14 protein-coding genes, 1 other RNA gene and 1 pseudogene are annotated in these 20968 nt (G+C 60.1%); 5 read left to right on the top strand and 11 right to left on the bottom strand.

Annotation, left to right across the window (positions count from 1 at the left end):
- Positions 1–14 precede the first annotated feature (14 nt).
- Complete coding sequence (locus tag AC0IW7_RS05705; RefSeq protein ID WP_471816352.1) at positions 15–1097, top strand: type I restriction endonuclease; 1083 nt, start codon at positions 15–17, stop codon at positions 1095–1097.
- Positions 1098–1158: 61 nt separating this feature from the next.
- On the opposite strand, the gene AC0IW7_RS05700 is transcribed toward AC0IW7_RS05705, so the two are convergent.
- Entirely contained in the window at positions 1159–1704 is a 546-nt protein-coding gene (locus AC0IW7_RS05700; protein ID WP_471816350.1) for a WG repeat-containing protein, read from the bottom strand.
- A 114-nt stretch (positions 1705–1818) separates the two neighbouring features.
- Between AC0IW7_RS05700 and AC0IW7_RS05695 the strand changes: the two genes are divergently transcribed.
- A complete protein-coding gene (locus AC0IW7_RS05695) occupies positions 1819–3213 on the top strand; it encodes a DUF1254 domain-containing protein (RefSeq protein ID WP_471816349.1) in 1395 nt (464 codons plus the stop codon).
- Between the two features lie 308 nt (positions 3214–3521).
- A complete protein-coding gene (locus AC0IW7_RS05690) occupies positions 3522–4805 on the top strand; it encodes an arsenic transporter (protein ID WP_471816347.1) in 1284 nt (427 codons plus the stop codon).
- Between the two features lie 17 nt (positions 4806–4822).
- On the opposite strand, the gene AC0IW7_RS05685 is transcribed toward AC0IW7_RS05690, so the two are convergent.
- From AC0IW7_RS05685 to AC0IW7_RS05660, 6 genes and pseudogenes are all read right to left on the bottom strand, one after another.
- Positions 4823–5515 carry an endonuclease gene (locus AC0IW7_RS05685; protein ID WP_471816345.1) on the bottom strand — a complete coding sequence of 231 codons (693 nt, stop codon included), beginning with the start codon at positions 5513–5515 and terminating at the stop codon, positions 4823–4825.
- A 228-nt stretch (positions 5516–5743) separates the two neighbouring features.
- Positions 5744–5840: signal recognition particle sRNA small type (gene ffs / locus AC0IW7_RS05680), an RNA gene on the bottom strand.
- Positions 5841–5963: 123 nt separating this feature from the next.
- Positions 5964–7397: a PAN domain-containing protein gene (locus AC0IW7_RS05675; RefSeq protein ID WP_471816343.1), complete on the bottom strand. Its 1434-nt coding sequence runs from the start codon at positions 7395–7397 to the stop codon at positions 5964–5966.
- A gap of 201 nt (positions 7398–7598) precedes the next feature.
- Complete coding sequence (locus AC0IW7_RS05670) at positions 7599–9278, bottom strand: PAN domain-containing protein (protein ID WP_471816342.1); 1680 nt, start codon at positions 9276–9278, stop codon at positions 7599–7601.
- A 179-nt stretch (positions 9279–9457) separates the two neighbouring features.
- Positions 9458–10162, bottom strand: a complete 705-nt coding sequence (locus tag AC0IW7_RS05665) for a methyl-accepting chemotaxis protein (RefSeq protein WP_471816568.1) — start codon at positions 10160–10162, stop codon at positions 9458–9460.
- 201 nt (positions 10163–10363) lie between these two features.
- A pseudogene (locus tag AC0IW7_RS05660) lies at positions 10364–11092 on the bottom strand (MCP four helix bundle domain-containing protein); the annotation flags it as partial.
- 247 nt (positions 11093–11339) lie between these two features.
- Between AC0IW7_RS05660 and AC0IW7_RS05655 the strand changes: the two are divergent.
- Positions 11340–11618: an HU family DNA-binding protein gene (locus tag AC0IW7_RS05655; protein WP_463541684.1), complete on the top strand. Its 279-nt coding sequence runs from the start codon at positions 11340–11342 to the stop codon at positions 11616–11618.
- A gap of 86 nt (positions 11619–11704) precedes the next feature.
- On the opposite strand, the gene ligA is transcribed toward AC0IW7_RS05655, so the two are convergent.
- From ligA to AC0IW7_RS05635, 4 genes are all read right to left on the bottom strand, one after another.
- The gene (gene ligA, locus AC0IW7_RS05650) at positions 11705–14077 is read right to left on the bottom strand and encodes an NAD-dependent DNA ligase LigA (protein WP_471816341.1); all 2373 of its coding nucleotides are present in this window, start codon (positions 14075–14077) and stop codon (positions 11705–11707) included.
- Positions 14078–14212: 135 nt separating this feature from the next.
- Positions 14213–15046 carry a cell division protein ZipA gene (gene zipA, locus AC0IW7_RS05645; RefSeq protein ID WP_463382257.1) on the bottom strand — a complete coding sequence of 278 codons (834 nt, stop codon included), beginning with the start codon at positions 15044–15046 and terminating at the stop codon, positions 14213–14215.
- A 202-nt stretch (positions 15047–15248) separates the two neighbouring features.
- Positions 15249–18746 (bottom strand): chromosome segregation protein SMC, encoded by a 3498-nt coding sequence (gene smc, locus AC0IW7_RS05640; RefSeq protein WP_471816339.1) that lies wholly within the window; start codon positions 18744–18746, stop codon positions 15249–15251.
- A 26-nt stretch (positions 18747–18772) separates the two neighbouring features.
- Positions 18773–19429 (bottom strand): GntR family transcriptional regulator, encoded by a 657-nt coding sequence (locus AC0IW7_RS05635; RefSeq protein ID WP_471816337.1) that lies wholly within the window; start codon positions 19427–19429, stop codon positions 18773–18775.
- 313 nt (positions 19430–19742) lie between these two features.
- On the opposite strand from AC0IW7_RS05635, the gene AC0IW7_RS05630 reads away from it, so the two are divergent.
- A complete protein-coding gene (locus AC0IW7_RS05630) occupies positions 19743–20876 on the top strand; it encodes an alkane 1-monooxygenase (protein WP_471816336.1) in 1134 nt (377 codons plus the stop codon).
- Positions 20877–20968 lie beyond the last annotated feature (92 nt).

Genomic DNA, 20968 nt, shown 5'->3' with positions numbered 1-20968 from the left:
ACAAGGAGTGTGAGATGGAATTTCTAGAAAGACTTAACGCGCTGTCCTCGAAGGTGCGCCAGCAGAGCGCAACGATCCAAACGGAAGAAGCCACGAAAATCGCTTTCGTCATGCCGTTTATAAACTCTGTGCTTGGTTACGATGTTTTCGACCCTTCAGAGGTGACGCCGGAATACGTATGCGATGTGGGTACGAAGAAGGGTGAGAAGATCGATTACGCCATCCTTAAAAATGGTCAGATTCAGATCCTAATCGAATGCAAAAAAATTGGTGAGCCACTCAGCATCAATCACGCAAGCCAGCTGTTCAGGTACTTCCACGTTACAAGCGCGCGGATATCGATCTTAACGAATGGGCAGATATATCGATTTTTCACCGATCTTGACGCGCCCAACAAAATGGATGAGAAGCCGTTTCTTGAACTTGATCTTCTGGACATTGATGAGCACGCCGTACCTGAACTACAAAAGCTGACTAAATCTGCCTTCGACGTGGACTCGATAATCAGCGCTGCCGGAGAACTCAAGTACGTCGGGCAAATAAAGAAGGCCATCGCTCATCAATTCAATCAGCCCGACGATGATTTCGTGAAGTTTTTTGCGACCCGCGTGTATGACGGAATGATCACGCAAAAAGTGCGAGAACAGTTCGCGACGTTAACGCGCAAGGCCACTGCGCAGTTTCTGAGCGACCAAGTTAATGATCGCTTGAAATCAGCTATGAGTGGAGCACCTCTGCCTGCGTATGCAATAGCGCCAGCGGCAGTGGTCGAGAGCGCAGATAAGCCTGAAGAGAGCGAAGCCGACTTAATTCAGACGACGCTGGACGAGCTGGAGGGATTTCACATCGTTAAAGCCATTATTAGGACTGTGGTCGAAGCCAAACGAATTATTCATCGCGATACGCAGAGCTACTTCGGAGTATTGCTTGATGACAACAACCGTAAACCGCTTTGCCGGCTTCATTTTAATCGTAGCCAGAAGTACCTCGGTGTATTCGACCAAGATAAAAACGAAACCCGACATCCCATTAACTCTCTCGACGACATATACGGCTTTTCCGAACAGTTGAAAGCTACCGTTGCCTTCTACGATTGAATCGCCGACACGCCAGCCTTGATAAGAAACAGAAAATGGAGGCCGTTGCGTTAAGGCCAACTTAACGCAACGGCTCCACCAGTTTCCCCGTGCGGTCAATTACGCCCCATTTCCCGCCAGCCATTGCCCAATGCCCATCGCCATCGGACGGACCACGAGTGCAGCCTTGGCACACCTGGGCGCGGCCTTGTTCGAATGGCGTGCCCCAGTCGTAGGTGGCTGCAATAACAGGGTTCAGGTTTACGTCGTAATAGCCGACCTTGCCGTTGACCCAGGCGCGTACCAGCCCCTCTTCGAAGTAGTCGGCGCCGTTGTCGAAGGTCAGCACATGCAGAAGCTTGGCCTGGCGGTTGATGTAGTACATGTCGCCGTCGATGCCCACGCTGGCAAGGCCGTTTTCGTCGAAGTCCATGCGTTTGAAATGCTCATGCGCCAGTTCCACAGCAGTGCCGGTGCGCCGGGCGCAATGTTCGAACGGGGTCAGGCCTTCGTCGCTATCGCCCGGCGAATAAAAGCATGTCAACGGCCAGTCGGCGGCCTGTGCGCCGCCGGTCAAAAGCGCAAACACCAGCGCCGAGCGCAAGAGTGCGGCGGGAATGCTAGACATATACACGGAACCCCTTTAACGGAACGCTGCTCTTTATCCCTGAAGCCAGGACGGTTCGACAATGGTAGTGCAGCGAATACGTGAAACCGCCCCCATCTGCCACAGGCGCCCTGCATGAAATCACTTGCGTTGCTTGCGCTGTACCTAGGCCTGTCGCTGAGCAGTAGCGCGCAAGCCGAAGTAAAAGTTGAGCCGTTGGAAGCCGAGGCCATTGCCAAAGACGCCTACATTTACGGCTATCCCATGCTTGAGCTGTACAAAACGCTGTATATCCAGGCCGTTGACACCGAAAGCACGGCGTACCAGGCGCCGTTCAATCGGGTGTCGCACAACAGCGATGTCTACAACGGCAAAACCACGGCGGTGCAGTCGCCTATTGCCGACACCCGCTATTCCTTCGCCTGGCTTGATCTGCGCGCCGAACCCATCGTCATGACCTTGCCGGCAGTGGACAGCAACCGCTACTTCTCGGTGCAACTGACCGATATTTTCACCCACAATTTTGCCTACCTCGGCAGCCGCACCACCGGGCGCAAAGGCGGCCGCTATTTGATTGCAGGGCCCGACTGGCAAGGTGCGACGCCGGCAGACGTCGACCAGGTAATCCGCAGCGAGAGCAGCATCGTTTACGCGCTCTACCGCACCCAACTGTTCGACCCCAGCGATATGGCCAAGATGCGCCGCGTGCAGCAGGGTTACACCCTGAAACCGCTGAGCAGCTTCCTCAAGCTGGAGGCCCGGCCCACGGCGCCAAGACTCGACTGGCCGGTGCCAAGCCCCGACACCACTGCCACGCCGACGGCCTTTCGGCTGATGGATTTTCTGCTGCGCTTTGCACCGCCGCACCCTTCTGAAGTCGGCCTGCGTCGGCGCTTTGCCAATATCGGCATCGACAGCGACCAACCGTTTATCGAAGACCGCCTGACGGCTACGCAATACAAAGCCCTGCAAGCCGGTATCGATGCGGCGCGGGCCGAATTCGCCGCATTTAAGAGTTCGGAAGTCGACACCGGGCTGATTCCCACCACCGAGCTGTTCGGCGACCGCGAGCATTTGGCCAACAATTACCTGGGCCGTTACGCCGGCGCCGCCGTTGCGCTGTTTGCCGCCTCGGCCGACGAAGCGAACTTCATCGGCTACTTCAACGACGAATACCAACAGCCGCTCAACGGCCTGCGCAAGCAATACGCCCTGCACTTTGCCAAGGATCAATTGCCGCCGGTGGATGCGTTCTGGTCGCTGACGCTGTACGACGCCAACACCAAACTGCTGATCGACAACCGCCTGAACCGCTACCTGGTGAACTCGCGAATGCTCAACCGCCTGCAACGCGACCCGGATGGCGGCCTGACCCTGTACCTGCAACGCCTAACGCCGGGCATTGCGCTTGAAAGCAACTGGCTGCCCGTGCCGCCCGGCCCATTTTACGGCGTGTTGCGGTTGTACCAACCCCAACCCGAAGTGGCCAACGGCCAATGGAAACCACCGGTGATTACGGTGCAACCGTAGCCGCCGCGCAAAGTCAGCAAGCCTGAATTTTGAATCGTCAAACCACCGCCCGTGCAGAAATAACGAAAGTTCCCGACACAACCACCGTCATCCTCGCGAACGCGGGGATCCAGAGTTCCGAACCGGACCACGCCTCCAAAAATCCCGCGCCACCCTGTAGGAGCGGCTTCAGCCGCGATGCCTTTTAGCGCGCCACCGCTCCCAAACCACGTCTACCACCCAGCCACCCCCGCCCCTCGAACAACGCCGCTTGCGAACCCGCACGAAATACGCTGATATCGCCCACCCGTCCCCGCCCGAGCCGAACCATGCTGACCGCTTTCCTCATCTTCGCCTTCACCATGCTCTTGGTTATCTGGCAGCCCAAAGGCCTCGGCGTCGGTTGGTCGGCGTCGGTCGGCGCGCTGCTGGCGTTGGCGTTTGGCGTGGTCGGGCTGCATGACATTCCCACGGTGTGGGCAATCGTCTGGAACGCCACCGCCACCTTTATTGCCCTGATCGTTATCAGCCTGATTCTCGATGAGGCCGGTTTTTTCGAATGGGCGGCGCTGCATGTGGCGCGTTGGGCACGGGGCAACGGTCGGCGACTGTTTGCCTTCACCGTGCTGCTGGGTGCGGCGGTGTCGGGCTTGTTTGCCAACGACGGCGCGGCGCTGATTCTCACGCCCATCGTTATTTCCCTGTTGTTAGCCCTGCGCTTTTCCCCCGCTGCGACCCTGGCATTTGTGATGGCAGCCGGCTTTATCGCCGATACCGCCAGCCTGCCGCTGGTGGTGTCGAACCTGGTGAACATCGTGTCGGCCGACTACTTCAAGCTCAGCTTCAACGACTACGCCGCCGTCATGGTGCCGGTGAACGTGGTCAGCGTGGCCGCCACGCTGGGCGTGCTGTACCTGTTTTTTCGCCGCGACATTCCGCTCGCCTATGCCACCGAAGACCTCAAGCTGCCGGCCGATGCCATTCGCGACCGGCCGACCTTTGCCGTCGGCGTCGGCGTGCTGGTGGTGTTGCTGATCGGCTTGTTTGCGCTGGAACCGCTGGGCATTCCGGTGTGCGTGATCGCCGGCGCTTGCGCCGCCGCGCTGTACGCCGTGGCCGCCCATGGCCACGTGATTCCCACGCGCCGCGTGCTGCGCGACGCACCGTGGCAAATCGTGGTGTTTTCGCTGGGTATGTATTTGGTGGTGTACGGCCTGAAAAACGCCGGCCTTACCGCCTACCTGACGCAACTGCTGAATTATTTTGCCAAACACGGCGTGTGGGCTGCGGCCATGGGCACCGGCGTGACCACGGCGCTGCTGTCATCGGTCATGAACAACCTGCCCAGCGTGCTGATCGGCGCCTTGTCGATTCAAGACTCCGCCGCCGTTGGCGTAGTACGCGAAGCGATGATTTACGCCAACGTCATCGGCTGTGACCTGGGCCCGAAAATCACTCCCATCGGCAGCCTGGCCACCTTGCTCTGGCTGCATGTGCTGGCGCGCAAAGGCATTCGCATTACCTGGGGTTATTACTTCAAGGTCGGCATCGTGCTGACCTTGCCGGTGCTGCTGATCACCCTCGCCGCCCTGGCCGTGCGCCTGGGCGGCTGACAGCGCTCAAGGCGTGTTCAGCGACACGCCTTGAGGTCGACCTTGCCGACATACGGATTGCCGCGCCCCATCACGCACGCCACCTTCTGATTGCGCGCCAATTCCCACGGCTTCACCGGGTACTGCTTATTCCACGCCGTATAAAGCTGCTTGTCCTGCTTGGACAAACGCAGGCCGTAACGCTGGCTCATATAAAAATACGTGCGCGCCACCATGCCGCGCACCTGCGGCCGGGGCATGGCTTTGCGCGCCTTGAAATCCACCACCATCGGGCAGGCGCCGTACTGCGTTGGCTTCTGCGGCAACCAGCCGTAGCCGAAGTTACTGCGGTCGCCATTCACCTCACCAACGCTGGGCACCAAATTGTGCAAATCAGCCTCGGCCAGGCGGTAGGTCTGGTCCGAGCGCGCGCAGTTGGAGCGTCCACCCTTCTGCCAGCACTGGCGCTGATGCCCAATCACCCACGCCGGCACAATGTGCTCCCACTCCACCCGCGAAGCGCGCTGGGCATTCTTGCGCGGCACATAACCACAGCTTTTCAAATCCACCTTGTTCCCGGAAAACCGACACCCGCAATAGAACTCAACCGGGTTGGAGGCATACAGCTTCCAGCCGGCTTTCTTGGCTTCGGCAAACGTACGGGGCGCGGCGTGGGAAACATTCAGGGCGAGGGAAAACAGCAGGCACAGCAGGAACAAACTACGCGACATCGGGGCGTGTCCTTGGCAGCGAGGAAGAAAGCGAAAGACTGTATGCACATACAGCTATTTCGTAATCTTCCTACAAAGCTGTAGGACCGTTCAATGGTGGCAGATTAGTTTCCCGGCGCTGGATAGCGAGACACCCACACGCGGGGCAACAAAACGCGCGCCGGACGGGGCGTATTAACAGGAGAGGGAAACAAGAGAGAAAAAACCAGGATTTCAGAAGGAGGCAACCCCCACCAGCCACACCCCGGCACACAATGTTCCCGCTGTGGCTGCTTCCTTCCGGACCTGACCAGGTTAACGGGTAATCGTTGCGGGGGGACCGATGGGGGTCACCATAACGCGTGCCTTCAAGGCTGAAGGCCGCGCCATTGTACCGGCTTGTTTGGAACTTACAACCGCCTCGTGCGGTTTAAAAACGCATCCACTACAAGCACTTGCGATGCACGGCTTAGCGTCCGCAGCCGGGGTATTTTTTCCCGGCGGTGGCGTTCGGCAGGCCGAGGAAGTCGAGGATGTGCGGCGTCACGCCATCCACTTGCAACAGCGGGGTGGCGCTCAGGTCGCCGACGCAGTACGCGGTTTTGCCGGGGTTCTGGTAGCTGTTGTTGAGGATCAGGATGGTGCTGCGCTCGCCCGCGCTTTGCCCACCGTGGCCGCTACCGGTGCCGCCATGATCGGAGGCGACCACGATCAGCCATTCTTCGTTGGCGTAGCCCGGGCGCGCGGCAAGGGTGTCGAGCACCTGTTGGATCTGCGCATCTTCGCCGCGGATTTTGCTTTGGTAGAACGCGTTCATCGGCTCATAGCTGGCGGCATGGATATCGACGTTGTGCAGGTAGTAGAAAATCGCCGTGGGCGGGTTTTTCCACGCAAGCCAGCCTTTCACGGTGTCGGTGGCCTGCTGGGAGTTCTTCGCGCTGTTGGCAACCACGAAGTCGGCACCGACGGGTTTGAGGTTGTGGGTGATGTTGAACCAGTCGCCCACCACGCCAACGGTAGCGGTCGGGTACTGCTGCTTCAGCAGATCGAACACGTGCGGTTTGCGCATGGCCAGATCAATCGTATTGCTCGTCACGCCATGGGCGTCGGCCCAAAAGCCGGTGAAGGCGCTGGCCCAACCGGGGCCGCTGACGGTGTCCTGCACGCCGCCGGCCAACACGTTGCGGTGAAAGGCGCCGCCATCGGCCAATGCACTGAGGGCCGGCGTGGCTGCGCAACCTTGGCAAAACAGGGCGTCGCCGCGCAGGCCATCCATGCCAATAAACAGCACGTGTTTGTTGCCGGGCACCGGGTTGGCGATGCCTTCGCCCGCTACCAGAAAATAATGGTCGTACGGGTTGCCGGCGTAGTTGGTTTTCAGCCCGCCGACGTCGCTGGCGCGTTTGTCGCTGAGGTCGCAAGCGCTGGTGGTCTTGTTGAAGTCGAAGGATTTGCACCAACTGCTGCGGCTGGCATCGGTGCAGGCGCTCGCGCAGTCTTTTGGGGTGACGTTTTTCAGGTTCTCGACGTTGTAGCCGGAAATGGCCGCATTGGTAACCCGCGAGAAATTTACCAGCGGGTCCGGCTTGAGCGAGTAATGGTCGTAGGGGTTGCCGCTGTAGTCGGTTTTCAGCCCGCCCACGTCGCTGCCGCGTTTGTCGCTGAGGTCGCAGGCGCTGGTGGTTCGGTCGAAGTCGAACGACACGCACCAGCCTGAGCGATCACTAGCCTGGCAGGCCTCGGCGCATTGCTGCGGGGTGACGGCTGTGAGGTTTTCGCGGTTGTAGCCGGAAATGGCGGCGTTGGGTGTCAGGGTGAAATCGGCCAGCCCGCTGGCGTGGGCGACAGGCGCCAGCCAGGCGGCAACAAGCGTGAAGGTCAGGCGCAGGAAGACAGGTTTCATGGCGGTTCCGTGGCGATGAAGGGAGTTCGCACGGTAGAAAAGCGAGATGACCGCGCGACTATCAAATCCATACGCAAAGTTGCTGCTCGGTATTGACTCAACCTATGCCTGGCGCAAGGCGGGATGCCTGAACAGCGCGGCGCCCCCGCCCTTTCGGTTATACAGGCGCCACGCTGACAGGGTGCGGTGCTGGTCTGCGGTTCAGCTCGCCCCGCACGCAGGGTGCTTGCGGCCTTCCGTCTGGTTGGGCAACCGGAAAAAATCAAGAATATGCGGCGCGCTGCCATCCACTTGCAGCATCGGCGTAGCGGACAAATCGCCAACGCAGTAACGCAGCTTGGTCGGGTTTTTGTAGCTGTTGTTGAGAATAAGCGGGGTGCTGCGCTCCCCCGCGCTTTGGCCGCCGTGGCCGCTGCCCTGGCCGCCGTGGTCGGAGGTGACCACGATCAGCCACTCTTCCTCGGCATAGGTAGAGCGCGCTGCCAACGCATCGATTACTTGCTGAATCTGGGCATCCGCCGCGCGGATTTTGCTCTGGTAGTAGGCGTTCAACGGCGCGTAGCTGTTGGCATGAATATCCACGTCGTGCAGGTAATAGAAGATGGCAGTCGGTGCGTGTTTCCACTTCAACCAGTTTTTCACGGTGTCCGTGGCCTGCTGGGAGTCTTTGCTGCGGTTGGCAAACACGAAATCGGCTTTGGTCGGCTTGAGGTTGTGGGTGATGTTGTACCAGTCGCCTACCACACCCACCGTGGCGGTTGGGTAGGCCGTCTTGAGCAGATCGAACACGTGGGGCTTGCGCATCGGCAAGCCAGTGTCGTTACTCGTTACGCCGTGCTGACTGGCCCAGAAGCCGGTGAAGGTGGTCGCCCATCCAGGTCCACTGAAGGTGGATTGCACCCCACCGGCCAACACATTTCCGTGGAAGGCGCCGCCGTTTGCGAGGGCGGTCAAGGCCGGCGTAACCGCGCAGCCTTTGCAAAACAACGCATCACCTCGCAGGCCGTCAATACCGATGAACAGCACATGCTTTTTGCCGGGGACCGGGTTGGGAACGCCTTCGCGCTGGCCCACGAAGTAGTGGTCGTAGCCCCAATAGTTGCCTCTCAATCCACCGACCTCGGTGGCCCTCTTGTCGCTCAGGTCACATTCTTTCTTGTGGGTGTAATAGTCAAAGGATTTGCACCAACTAACGCGGCTGGGGTTTGAACAGGCGCTGGCGCAGTCTTCGGGGGACACGTCCTGAAGGTGCTGAACGTTGTGGCCTTCGATGGCTGCATTGGCCACGAAGGTGTAGGCCGGCAGTGCGTTTGACTTGAGTGAGTAGTGATCATACGGGTGGCCCGAATAGTTGGTTTTCAAGCCGCCTACCCCGTCGGCGCGCTTGTCGCTCAAGTCGCATTGCCAACTGTATTTGTAGTAGTCGAACGAAATACACCAGCCGGCGCGACTGGCATTGGAACAGGCGGCTGCGCAGTCCTCGATTGATACGTTGGACAGGGACTCGACGTTGTGGCCGTCGATGGCGGCGTTGCGCGTGTGGGTGTAGGCCGGGAGCGCGTTGGTTCTCAGAGCATAATGGTCGTAAGGGTTGCCGGCGTAGTTGGTCTTGAGGCCGCCGACGCCACCGGCGCGTTTGTCACTCAGGTCGCATTTTCTGGCGCTCTTGTGGTAATCGAAGGAGGTACACCAACTGGCGTAGGTGCCCTGGCAGGCCAGCGCGCAGTCTTGCGGAGTGACGTTGGCGAGCTGGTGGCGGTTGAAGTCGAGGATGGCGGCATTGGGGGTCAGGGTGAAATCCGCCAGCCCGATAGCCTGGGCCGTTGCGGGCAGGCAGGCGGCCGCCAGCGATAAGGCACAATACAAAAAGACAGTTTTCATGGCAGGTCCCAAGTGATTGAAATCGTTCACGCGGGGAAAAGCCTAACGTGACCTGTGCCGGCGCAAGCACAAGCAAAAAGCCAGGTCGTTTGCCCTGGCTTTTTAATTAACCCTTAAAAATCAAACGGGTAGTGAAATTCATGTGTAGGACGTTTTACGCGTCAGGCCGCACCTGCCTTTTACACTCGGAAGCTTCCCACCAGTTTTGCCAGCCCAGTCGACAGCTCAGAGAGGCGTTGACTGGCTTCGGTACTTTTCTCTGACGTCGCCGCCGCTTCATTGGACAGTTCGCGAATGTCGCTGATGTTGCGGGCGATTTCTTCGGTGACGCTGCTTTGCTCTTCACAAGCCGTGGCGATTTGCGCGGCCATGTCATTGATGCGCCCGACCGAGTCGCTGGACTCAGACAAAATCTGGTCGACACCCGCCGCGCGGTCGACGCTGTCCCGCGCTTTGATGCTGCCCGAGTCCATCGCCTTCACGGCGTTCTGCACGCCCACTTGCAGGCGTTCGATCATGTTCTGAATGTCTTTGGTCGAGTCTTGCGTGCGGGCGGCCAGGGCGCGCACTTCGTCGGCGACCACCGCAAAACCTCGCCCCTGCTCCCCTGCCCGCGCGGCTTCGATAGCAGCGTTCAGCGCGAGCAAGTTGGTCTGTTCGGCGATGCCTTTGATCACCGCCAGCACCGCGCCGATGTTGGCGGTTTCCTGTTCAAGGGTCTGGATGGTGCCGGAAGCGCTTTCTACCTCCTGGGCCAGCTGGCGCATGGCGCTAATGGTCGCGCCGACCACCTGAGCGCCTTCGCGCGATTGCACTTCGGCAGTACGCGCGGCGTCGGCGGCGTTCTGCGCGTTGCGCGCGACTTCATTGACCGCTGCGCTCATTTCGGTGGCGGCGGTGCTGACCTGGTCGACGGCGGCGTGTTCGCTGCTGATCAAGCGGTCGTTGGCGGCGGCCATGCCGGCCAGGTTTTGCGCCGAGGCAGCCACTTCGCCGGTGACGCGGCCAACCTCTTTGATCAGCGGCTGCAGCTTGTCGAGGAAGCGGTTGAACGCCGCGCTTAGCTGGCCCAGCTCGTCACGGGACAACACGTCCAAGCGCACGCGCAAATCGCCGTCGCCATCGGCGATTTGTTCGATGCGGTGCAGCAGGTTTTCCAACGGACGAGTCACCAGAATCGGGAAGCCCACCACCAGAATCAGGCACACCAGCAGGCCGAACGCGACGATGCCGCCTTGCTGCCAACTGAGCTCTTTACCTTGGGTAATGGCGGCGGTGCCTTCAGCATTGGCGGCGGCATCTTCAAGCTCGCCGAGCTTGTCGATGGCGTCGCGCATGGCTTCGAACTGCGTTTCACTGGTGCCGAAACTCAGCGCGCTGGCGGCGTCGGGGTCGCTGCCCGCCAACTGCACGACATTGAGCGAGGTGGCCTTCCAGGTCGCATAACCCTGGTCGAACTGGGCGACCAAGGCTTGGGCCTCGGGGCTGGGGTCCATGGCGGCGTATTTATGCACGCGGTCGTAAGCCTGCTGCATGTTCTCGCCATGGGAGGTTTTCAGCCCGGCGATGTGCTCGCCGGCGGCTTCATCAAGCAAGCTGCGTTCGGCCACGAACGCTTGATACAGATCGCGGTCAGCATTGAGCAACAGACTGATGGCGGGCAGATAACGGTTGGTCAGCTTGCCGCTGGAATCGGCGACCTGAGTAATGCCTCGCACCCCCAGCACGCCCATCAGTACCAGCAGCACCGCCAGCACCAGAATGGGCAGGGCAATTTTCCAGCGGAAACCCAAGTCGGCAAACACGCGCAGCATGATGATTCTCCAAGCGACAGAACAACTCTTTGCAAGCGTAGACGCTCGCCGCGTTTTTATCGGGCGCGTTGGAGGCATTCTGAGATCACCGCCGCACACCACGCTTGTGAGGCTATCGGCCAGCCGTGGCGGCGCCTGAAGGTCGCAGGGAAAAATGCCGGAGGTGCCTGATTGGCCAGGGCTTTTGTGCTAGCGTGCCGGCTTTCGCGCAGCACCCTTTCAGTAACCGTTTAAAGGAACAGCCAGCATGGCCATGAGCAAAGACCAGTTGATCAGCGATATCGCCGAAGCCACCGACGCCTCCAAGGCGACCGTCCGCGCGGTCTTGGAGCAACTGAGCGAGATCGTCAGCGACGCGCTAGAGAATTACGACGAAATCACCTTGCCGGGCATCGGCAAACTGAAAGTCGCCGACCGCCCTGCCCGCACCGGCCGCAACCCGCAGACCGGCAAGGCGATCGAAATTGCTGCGAAGAAAGTGATCAAGTACGTGCCGGCCAAGGCATTGAATGACGCGATCAACTGAGGATCGGCTGAGCAGCATCGCGGCTAAAGCCGCTCCTACATCGCACCACCTGTAGGAGCGGCTTTAGCCGCGATTGGTTAGCAGGGTCAAGCCTCGATGCCATACCCCGCCAACGCCCGCAAAAACTCGGCTTCGTCGAGCACCTTCACACCCAGTTCATTGGCCTTGGCCAACTTCGAACCCGCTCCCGGCCCGGCCACTACGCAGGTGGTTTTCGCCGATACCGAACCCGCCACCTTGGCGCCCAGGCTTTCCAGCTTTTCCTTGGCAATGTCGCGGCTCATGATTTCCAGACTGCCAGTCAGCACCCAGGTTTGCCCAGCCAGCGGCAGCCCTTCGACCACGCGCTTTTCACTGTCCCAGTGCATGCCAAATTCGCGCAGCTGCGCTTCGATTTTCAGCGCGCGTTCACGGTTTTCGGCGACGGCGAAGAACTCGCGCACGGCATTCGCGGGCTTTTCACTCAGGGCTTGGCGCAGGTCGAGCCAGTCGGCGTCGAGCACCTTTTGCAGCGACTCGCCAAACTTGGCTGCAAGGGTTTTCGCGCCGGTGGGGCCAACGGAAGCAATATGCAATTTGTCCAGCAACCCGGCCAGTGTGGTGCTGGCGGCATACTCGGCGCCCAGATCGCCCTGGCCCTGAATATCGAGCACCTGTTCAAGCTGCTCGATCACGCTCTGGTTGTGGCTGTCGCTGAAGAATTCATGAATCTCATAAGCCACTTCAAGGCCCACGTCTGGCAGGTAGGTGAGCACTTCGGGTAACGCCTGTTTTATGCGCGCCACCGAGGCCAGCGACCGGGCGAGCACCTTGGCGGTTTCTTCGCCGACGTCGGGAATGCCGAGGGAAAAGATGAAGCGCGCCAGGTCCGGCTTGCGGCTGTTTTCGATGGCGGTCAGCAGGTTTTTGCTCGACAGCTCGGCGAAACCTTCGAGTTCGACAATCTGGTCGAAGGTCAGTTTGTACAGATCAGCCGGCGAATGGATCAGGCCTTCGTCCACCAGTTGCTCGATGGTTCTGTCGCCCAGCCCGTCGATGTCCATGGCACGGCGCGAGACAAAGTGAATGATTGCCTGCTTGAGCTGGGCGCCGCACGCCAGACGGCCGACGCAGCGGTACACGGCCCCTTCGCTAACGGTTTCGCGACCCTTGCTGCGTTTGATCAGTTGCGTGCGCTCAACGTGCGAGCCGCACACAGGGCACTGCTCCGGCACGTGCACGGGTTTGGCATCAGCAGGCCGGCGGTCGAGCACCACTTGCACCACCTGCGGAATCACATCGCCGGCGCGGCGGATGATCACGGTATCGCCGACCATCACGCCCAAGCGCGCCACTTCGTCCATGTTGTGCAGCGTGGCGTTGGCGACCATCACGCCGGCCACTTTGACCGGACGCAGGCGCGCCACCGGCGTAACCGCGCCGGTGCGGCCGACCTGGAATTCCACGGCGAGCAACTCGGTGAGCTCTTCGCTGGCGGGGAATTTGTGAGCGATGGCCCAGCGCGGTTCGCGGGCGCGAAAGCCCAGTTCGCGCTGCCAGGCCAGGTTGTTGACCTTGAACACCACGCCGTCGATCTCATACGCCAGCGCGTCGCGTTTTTCGCCGATGGCGCGGTAGTAGTCCAAACATTCCTGCGCGCCCTTGGCCAGTTTCAGCTCGCGGCTGATGGGCATGCCCCAGTCTTTGAGCGCATTAAGAATGCCGATGTGGGTGTCGGGTAATTCGCCTTGCACCTGGCCGATGCCGTAGCAGCAGAATTCCAACGGGCGCTTGGCGGTGATGCTGGAGTCCAGCTGGCGCAAACTGCCAGCGGCGGCGTTGCGCGGGTTGGCGAAGGTTTTACCGCCCTGCTCCAACTGGCTGGCATTAAGGCGTTCGAAACCGGCGCGGGACATAAACACTTCGCCGCGCACTTCCAGCACGCTGGGCCAGCCGCTGCCGTGCAGTTTGAGCGGAATGTTGCGCACCGTGCGTACATTGGCGCTGATGTCTTCGCCGGTGCTGCCGTCGCCTCGTGTGGCGCCGCGCACCAGCTTACCGTCGCGGTACAGCAGGCTTACGGCCAGGCCATCGAGTTTGGGTTCGCAGCTGTATTCCACAGTGGCACCGGCACCGAACAGGTCGCCGGCCGGAAGTTCGTCGGCCAGGCCTTCGCGCACGCGGCGGTCGAAATCCAGCAGGTCTTCTTCAGCGAAGGCGTTGCCGAGGCTGAGCATCGGCACTTCGTGCTTCACTTCGCCAAAGGCCGATTGCGCCAGGCTGCCGACGCGTTGCGTGGGCGAGTCGGGGCTGACCAGTTCCGGGTGTTCGGCTTCCAGCGCCTTCAGTTCGTGGAACAGGCGGTCGTACTCGGCGTCCGGAATGCTCGGTTCGTCCAGCACGTGGTAGCGGTAGTTGTGCATGTCCAACTCGCTACGCAGTTGGGCGATACGGGTGGCGGCGGTCTGGGCGTCGGTCATAACGGAAGTCTCGAAACGAAAAAGAGCAGCCGAAGCTGCTCAGTCATTCTAGATCTGCGTAGGAGGTAGCTTGCTGGCGATTGCTCTAACAGCTTCGCGAGCAAGCTCGCTCCTACAAAAAACAGCGGCTGGCTATCAGCGCTTATTGGTCAGCGCTTTGCGCTCGAATTCAACGATGCGCTGGCGGTAGTGTTCGATGGTTTGCGCGGTCATCACACTGCGTTGGTCATCTTTCAACTCGCCGCTCAATTCATGGGCCAACTTACGGGCCGCCGCAACCATCACATCAAATGCCTGTTTAGGATGACGCGGACCCGGCAAGCCAAGGAAGAAACTCACGGCGCGGGTGCTGAAGTGGTCGATATCGTCCAAATCAAATGTGCCGGGTTTAACCCCGTTGGCCATGGAGAACAATACTTCGCCATTGCCGGCCATGCTTTCGTGACGGTGGAAAATATCCATCTCGCCAAAACGCAGGCCACTTTCCAAAATGTTCTGCAACAGCGCCGGGCCATTAAAGCCTTCGCCTTCGCGGGCAACTACGTTGATGACCAGCACTTCTTCTACGGGCGGCAGGTCTTTGCTGTCTTGCGGCACGCTGGGATTACGTTTTTTCGGTTCAACGTCGTCAACCGGATTCAGCAGGGTTGGCACCGGCTCTTCGATGCCCAGATTCAAATCGCCTTGGCTTGGCTCAACCACTTTGCCGCGACGACGATTCAATTCGCGCGGGCTCATGGCCGGCAAATCTTCTTCTTCGACTTTGGGTTCAGTGTGGCGGTCGAGAACACGCGGCGGGCCCAGCAATTCAGGCGCGCCGTCGTCGTCCGGAAGGTTGGAGAAACTGCGGTCCAACTTGAATTTCAACTTGCCTTTACCACCGCGCATGCGCCGCCAGCCATCAAACAGAATGCCAGCGATAACAATGATGCCGATGACGATCAGCCACTCCCGCAGACCGATTTCCATGTAATTCTGTAGCCCCTGAAAAAATAATAATAATAAAGAAGGGCATCCGCCCTGTGACTCAACCCGATGATCCGATAAAAACTGCCGTCAGAACTTCAGCCTGCGTGTATCAACTCCATGTTCTGACAGACATTTCCTGCATATAAAAAATAGTGGGCAATAAGCTAGCACGACGAAAGGCAACTTTACACCGCTGTACGCGTTATGCCTCCACCAAAGCCAAGGCTTCTTCGACATCTACTGCGACAAGCCGCGAGCAGCCAGGTTCATGCATTGTTACGCCCATCAACTGATCGGCCATTTCCATGGCGATTTTATTGTGGGTGATATAGATGAATTGCACCGTTTCTGACATCTCCTTTACTAGACGCGCATAGCGCCCGACGTTGGCGTCGTCCAGCGGCGCATCCACTTCGTCGAGCATGCAAAACGGTGCCGGATTGAGTTTGAAAATGGCAAACACCAGGGCCAACGCAGTGAGTGCCTTTTCGCCACCGGATAACAGGTGAATGGTGCTGTTCTTCTTGCCTGGCGGGCGCGCCATGATGGTCACGCCGGTATCGAGCAAGTCTTCGCCGGTCAGTTCCAGGTAGGCATTGCCGCCGCCAAATACTTTCGGGAACAGCGCCTGCAACCCACCGTTGATTTGGTCGAAGGTTTCTTTGAAGCGGTTGCGGGTTTCTTTGTCGATTTTGCGGATGACGTTTTCCAAAGTGTCCAGCGCTTCCACCAGATCGGCGTCCTGCGCGTCGAGGTAGCGCTTGCGCTCGCCCTGCTGCTGGTACTCGTCGATGGCGGCCAGGTTGATCGGCCCCAGTCTTTGAATACGCGCGGCCAGGCGTTCGAGCTCTTCTTCCCACGATTTCTCGCTGGCCTCGCTCGGCAACGTGCCCAGCACGCCGTGCAGGTCGTAGTTGTCTTCCAGCAGCTGGTCCTGAATGGCTTTGCGGCGCACGGTCAGCGATTGCCATTCCATGCGCTGCTGTTCCAGCTGGGTGCGCAGCAATTGCGACTGCTGCTCGGCCGAGGTGCGGCGTTTTTCGGCGTCGCGCAGTTGGCGGTCGGCGTCTTCCAGGGCCAGGCGGGCGAATTTCAGTTCGTCTTCCACGCCCATGCGTTTATCGAGCAACTCTTCGAGCTTCATGCGCAGCTCTTCCAGCGGCGCAGCCCCTTCGTCGAGGTTGAGGTTCAGCTGTTCACGTTTTTCGTGCAGGCGTTCGGCCTGCAATTCCAGACGCTCAAGCGCCTGGCGCGTGGAGTCGTGTTGCGCCTTGAGCGAGCCGAGGCGCACGGCCAACTGGTGCGCATGGTCTTTATGCTGGCGGGCTTCCTGGCGCACACGGTCGAGGCGTTCGCGCAGGGCGTCGCGCTGGGCCATCAATACTTCGCGTTGTTCGGTGTCGAGGGCCATGGCGTCGAGCGCATCTTGCAGCTGAAGACGCCCTTCGCCGAGCTGTTCGGCCTCGATGGCGCGCTGCTCGCCCAATTCGACCAGTTCTTCGTCGAGCCGACGACGGCGCAGGGTCAGTTGTTCGACCTTGGCTTGGCCTGCCGACAATTGCGCCTTCAGCTCGCCCTGACGGCGCGCTTCGTCTTGCAGACGGCGGCGTTGTTCTTCGCGGCTTTGCTCATGGTGCTGCTGGGTTTCGCGCAGCGTTTGCAAGCGTTCATTGAGGCTCGCCAGGTTGGCTTCACGCTCATCGCGTTCAAGCCCCAACCGCTCGATTTCCTGACCGCGGGCCAGCACACCACTTTCGGCCTCGCTGGCGCGACGCACCCGCAGAAAATGCCGGCCGACCCAATAGCCATCGCGGCTGATCAGGCTCTCGCCCTCGCCCAACTGAGCGCGCAGCGTCAACGCGTCATCCAGCGTGTCGACCGGTTTGACCTTAGCCAGCCAGGGCGCCAGATCGACGCTGGCTTCGACTTTATCGAGCAGGCTGCCAGCCACCCGCGCGCCGCCCTTGGCGGGGCTGAGCAGGCGCAGATCACCTTGGTCGAAGCTGGCGAAATCGAGCGCACCTAGCTGCTGCGAATCGTCCAGCAACACGGCTTGCAGATCGGCGCCGAGCACGGTTTCCACCGCCAGCTCCCAACCGGCTTCGACCCGCAAGCCTTCGGCGAGCCGTGGACGTCCGTTGAGTTGTTGTTCGCGCAGCCAGTCGGCGGTGCCTTTGCCTGGGTCGAGCGCGGCTTGTTGCAACGCTTCCAGGGAGGCCAAGCGGCCGTTCAGGCGTTGCAGCTCGCCTTGCGCCTGCTGTTGCGCCTGGCCGGCCTGCAGCAGTTCGCCGCGCAGTTGTTCCAGGCGTTCCACCATGGCCTGCTCGGCGTGCTGCAGCTCTTCCAGGGTCAGTTCGCTGCTGGCCACTTGCTCGCTGAGTTCGAGAATGGCGGCGTCTTCGGGGTCGGCGGAAAGCAGCACCAATTCATCGTTAAGCCGACGCTGGCGCTCGGCCAGGCGTTCCAGGCTTTGTTCCAATTGCTGAATGCGCGACTGCTGCACTTCGGCCTGGCGCCGTGGCTCGGCGGAGCGCAGGTTGAAATCGTCCCACTGGCCCTGCCAGCCCTGCATGGCGCTTTCGGATTCTTCCAACGCGGCGGCAGCTTCTTCAGCGGCGGCGTGGGTGATTTCCTGCTCCGGCGCCAGCAGCGCCAACTCCTCGCCGAGGGTGGCGAGCAAGGTGCGGTCGTGGCCCAGGTGAGATTCAGTTTCCAGGCGCGCGCGTTCGGCTTCGTTGAGGTCGTCTTGCAACTGGCGCAGGCGTTGCTGGCCGTGCTGGATGCTTTGCTCGACACGGGCGATATCGCCGCCCACCGAGTAGAAGCGGCCCTGCACGAGGTTGAAGCGCTCAGACAATTCATGGTGGCCGTCGCGCAAGCGCTCGATGCTCGCATCAGCGTTGCGCTGCTCGGCGACCAAGGCTTCGAAACCGATTTCCTGGTTGCCGATAATCGCTTCGCGCTGCCCCACTTGCTCGTTCAGCGCCTGCCACTTGAGCGCCGACAACTGCGCTTTGAGCTGACGCTCTTCGGCTTTGTATTCCTGGTACTTCTCCGCCGATTGCGCCTGGCGATGCAGACGGTCGAGCTGACGCTCCAACTCTTCACGCAGGTCGGTCAGGCGTGCCAGGTTTTCGTGGGTGCGGCGAATACGATTTTCGGTTTCGCGGCGGCGTTCCTTGTACTTGGAAATGCCGGCCGCTTCTTCGATGAAATTGCGCAGGTCTTCGGGCTTGGCTTCGATCAGCTTGGAGATCATGCCCTGCTCGATGATCGAGTAGCTGCGCGGGCCCAGGCCGGTGCCCAGGAAAATATCAGTGATGTCGCGGCGCCGGCATTTGGTGCCGTTGAGGAAATAGGTGTTCTGGCTGTCACGGGTGACGCGGCGGCGAATGGAAATTTCGGCGTAGCCGGCGTACTCACCCACCAGGGTGCCGTCGCTGTTGTCGAAGATCAGCTCGATGCTGGCTTGGGTGACTGGCTTGCGCGTGTTGGAGCCGTTGAAGATGACGTCGGTCATCGACTCGCCGCGCAAATTCTTCGCCGAGCTTTCGCCCATTACCCAACGCACGGCGTCGATGATGTTCGACTTGCCGCAGCCATTGGGCCCGACCACCGCCGCCATATTGCTGGGGAAGTTCACGGTGGTGGGGTCGACGAAGGATTTGAACCCCGCCAGCTTGATGCACTTGAGCCGCATAGCGCGCTGTCCTTAGCCGGGTACGGTTAGCGTTCTGCCATGGCGGCAAGCACCATCTGGCAGTTGTGTTGGCTATAGGCCGTAAGGGTTTCGCGCACCTGGGCCGGGTCGCGTGCGATCACGGCTTGCAGCAAGCCGGCAAAGGCGTTGAGGAACTGGCTCATCTCGCTTTTGCGTTTTTCCAGCGCCAGGTGGTACGTGCGGCTCATGGCTGGCAGCAGGTTTTCCAGGGTTTCTTGCAAATACGGGTTGTTGGCAAACGGGAACGCGGCGCGCATGACGTCGAAGCTGCTCTGCACAAAACTGTCGATATCGCGGGCTTCGGCATGGGCCATCAATTGCTGTTGGATGGCCACGAAGGGCTGCAAATCGGCCTCGGTTTTCCAGCGCTCGGCCACGGCGTAACCGAGCAGGATGTACAGCTCGATTACCAGGGCATAGAGGCTTTTGACGTTGTGGGGCGTCAGCTCGCTCACGTGCGCGCCACGACGCGGAAGAATGGTGATCAGGTGACGACGCTCGAGAATCAGCAGCGCTTCGCGTACCGAGCCACGGCTGACATTCAGCGCCAGGGTGACCTTCTGCTCCTGAATGCGCTCACGCTCTTTCAGTTCCCCACGAATGATGCGCTCGGCCAGGTGATGAGCAATCTGCTCGGCAAGGCTGTCAGGTGCTTTGAACATAAGCGTCCTTAGGGGAAAGGTAGTTGCAAGCGTAGCGAGCGACGGGTACGCAAGGCAAAAAGCTGGGGAAAAAGCGGAGTTGGCTATAGCCAATGAGCATTTTTCACCTGCTTTTTAACGCCGCATAACCGAGCGCAGTAGCTTGCCAAAACGGGCGCGAGTGTAACACAGCGTGTTACCGCTCCAAGCGGCGGCAAGCGTTACAGCCAAGCGGCTTGCCGTCCAAAAGGTGGGGCTGGGAACGGCGTTTGCCGAGGGTGATTGTCCTACAATTTCAGGTGTCGACTCCCCTCTAAAAACAATGGAGCTCACCATGTTTGCTTTCCTGCCCTCCTCTTGGATGATCGCCCTGAAAAAAGCCGGTTATTGGATTTGGCTGATCCCCGTGCTGGGCGTGCCCATGAGTTATTACTGGTCGCTGGGTAGCGCCCACGCCGACGTCTGGGCCTATCTGGTGGTGACCGTGGTGTTCTGTGTTATCCCAATTCTGGACGCCATTGTCGGCCGCGATCCGGCCAACCCCGATGAAGTGGCCGACGTGCCGAAAATGGATAAACAGGGCTACTACCGCCTGCTCAGCCTGGCCACGGTGCCGTTTCTGCTGGGCATGTTGGCCTGGGCCGGCTGGGCATTTGTGCATTACGAGGCCTGGAGCTGGGTTGGCCGGCTGGGTTGGGTTCTGTCGGTGGGCACGGTGACGGGCGCCATCGGCATAACCGTGGCGCACGAGTTCATTCACAAAGACCCGCAACTGGAACAGAACGCTGGCGGATTGCTGCTGGCGGCGGTGTGTTACGCCGGTTTCAAGGTGGAGCATGTGCGCGGCCACCATGTGCATGTATCCACACCGGAAGACGCCTCGTCCTCGCGCTTCGGCCAAAGCCTGTATGCCTTCTTGCCGCACGCCTACAAACACAACTTTTTGAATGCCTGGGCGCTGGAGAAAGAGCGCCTGCAACGCCGTGGTCTGCCCGCGCTGCATTGGCGCAATGAGTTGATCTGGTGGTATGCCATCAGCGGCACGTTTCTACTCGGCTTCTGCCTGGCGTTTGGCTGGATGGGTGCGCTGTTTTTCCTCGGCCAGTCGTTTGTGGCGCTGACCTTGCTGGAGATCGTCAACTACGTCGAGCACTACGGCCTGCACCGCCGCAAACAGGCCAACGGCCGTTACGAGCGGACCAATCCGCATCACTCATGGAACAGTAATTTCCTGCTGACCAACCTGTTCCTGTTCCACCTGCAACGCCACTCCGACCACCACGCCTACGCCAAACGCCGCTACCAGGTGCTGCGCCATTTCGACGACAGTCCGCAGTTGCCCAATGGTTATGCCGGGATGATTGTGCTGGCACTGTTTCCGCCGCTGTGGCGCCGCGTAATGGACCCGCGCGTGCGGGCGTATTACGCGGGGGAAGAGCATCAATTGAGTGAATCGCAGTTGGCATAACAAACTCAACGGCTCTGCACCCCTCGCCCGCTTGCGGGAGAGGGGCTGGGGGAGAGGGCCGGGGCCGACGCAAATCTGAAATCAAAAGCCCC

Source organism: Pseudomonas sp. AC229, from assembly GCF_979254655.1.
The sequence above is the reverse complement of the archived record's forward strand: the minus strand, read 5'-3'. Positions and strand labels throughout refer to the sequence as shown.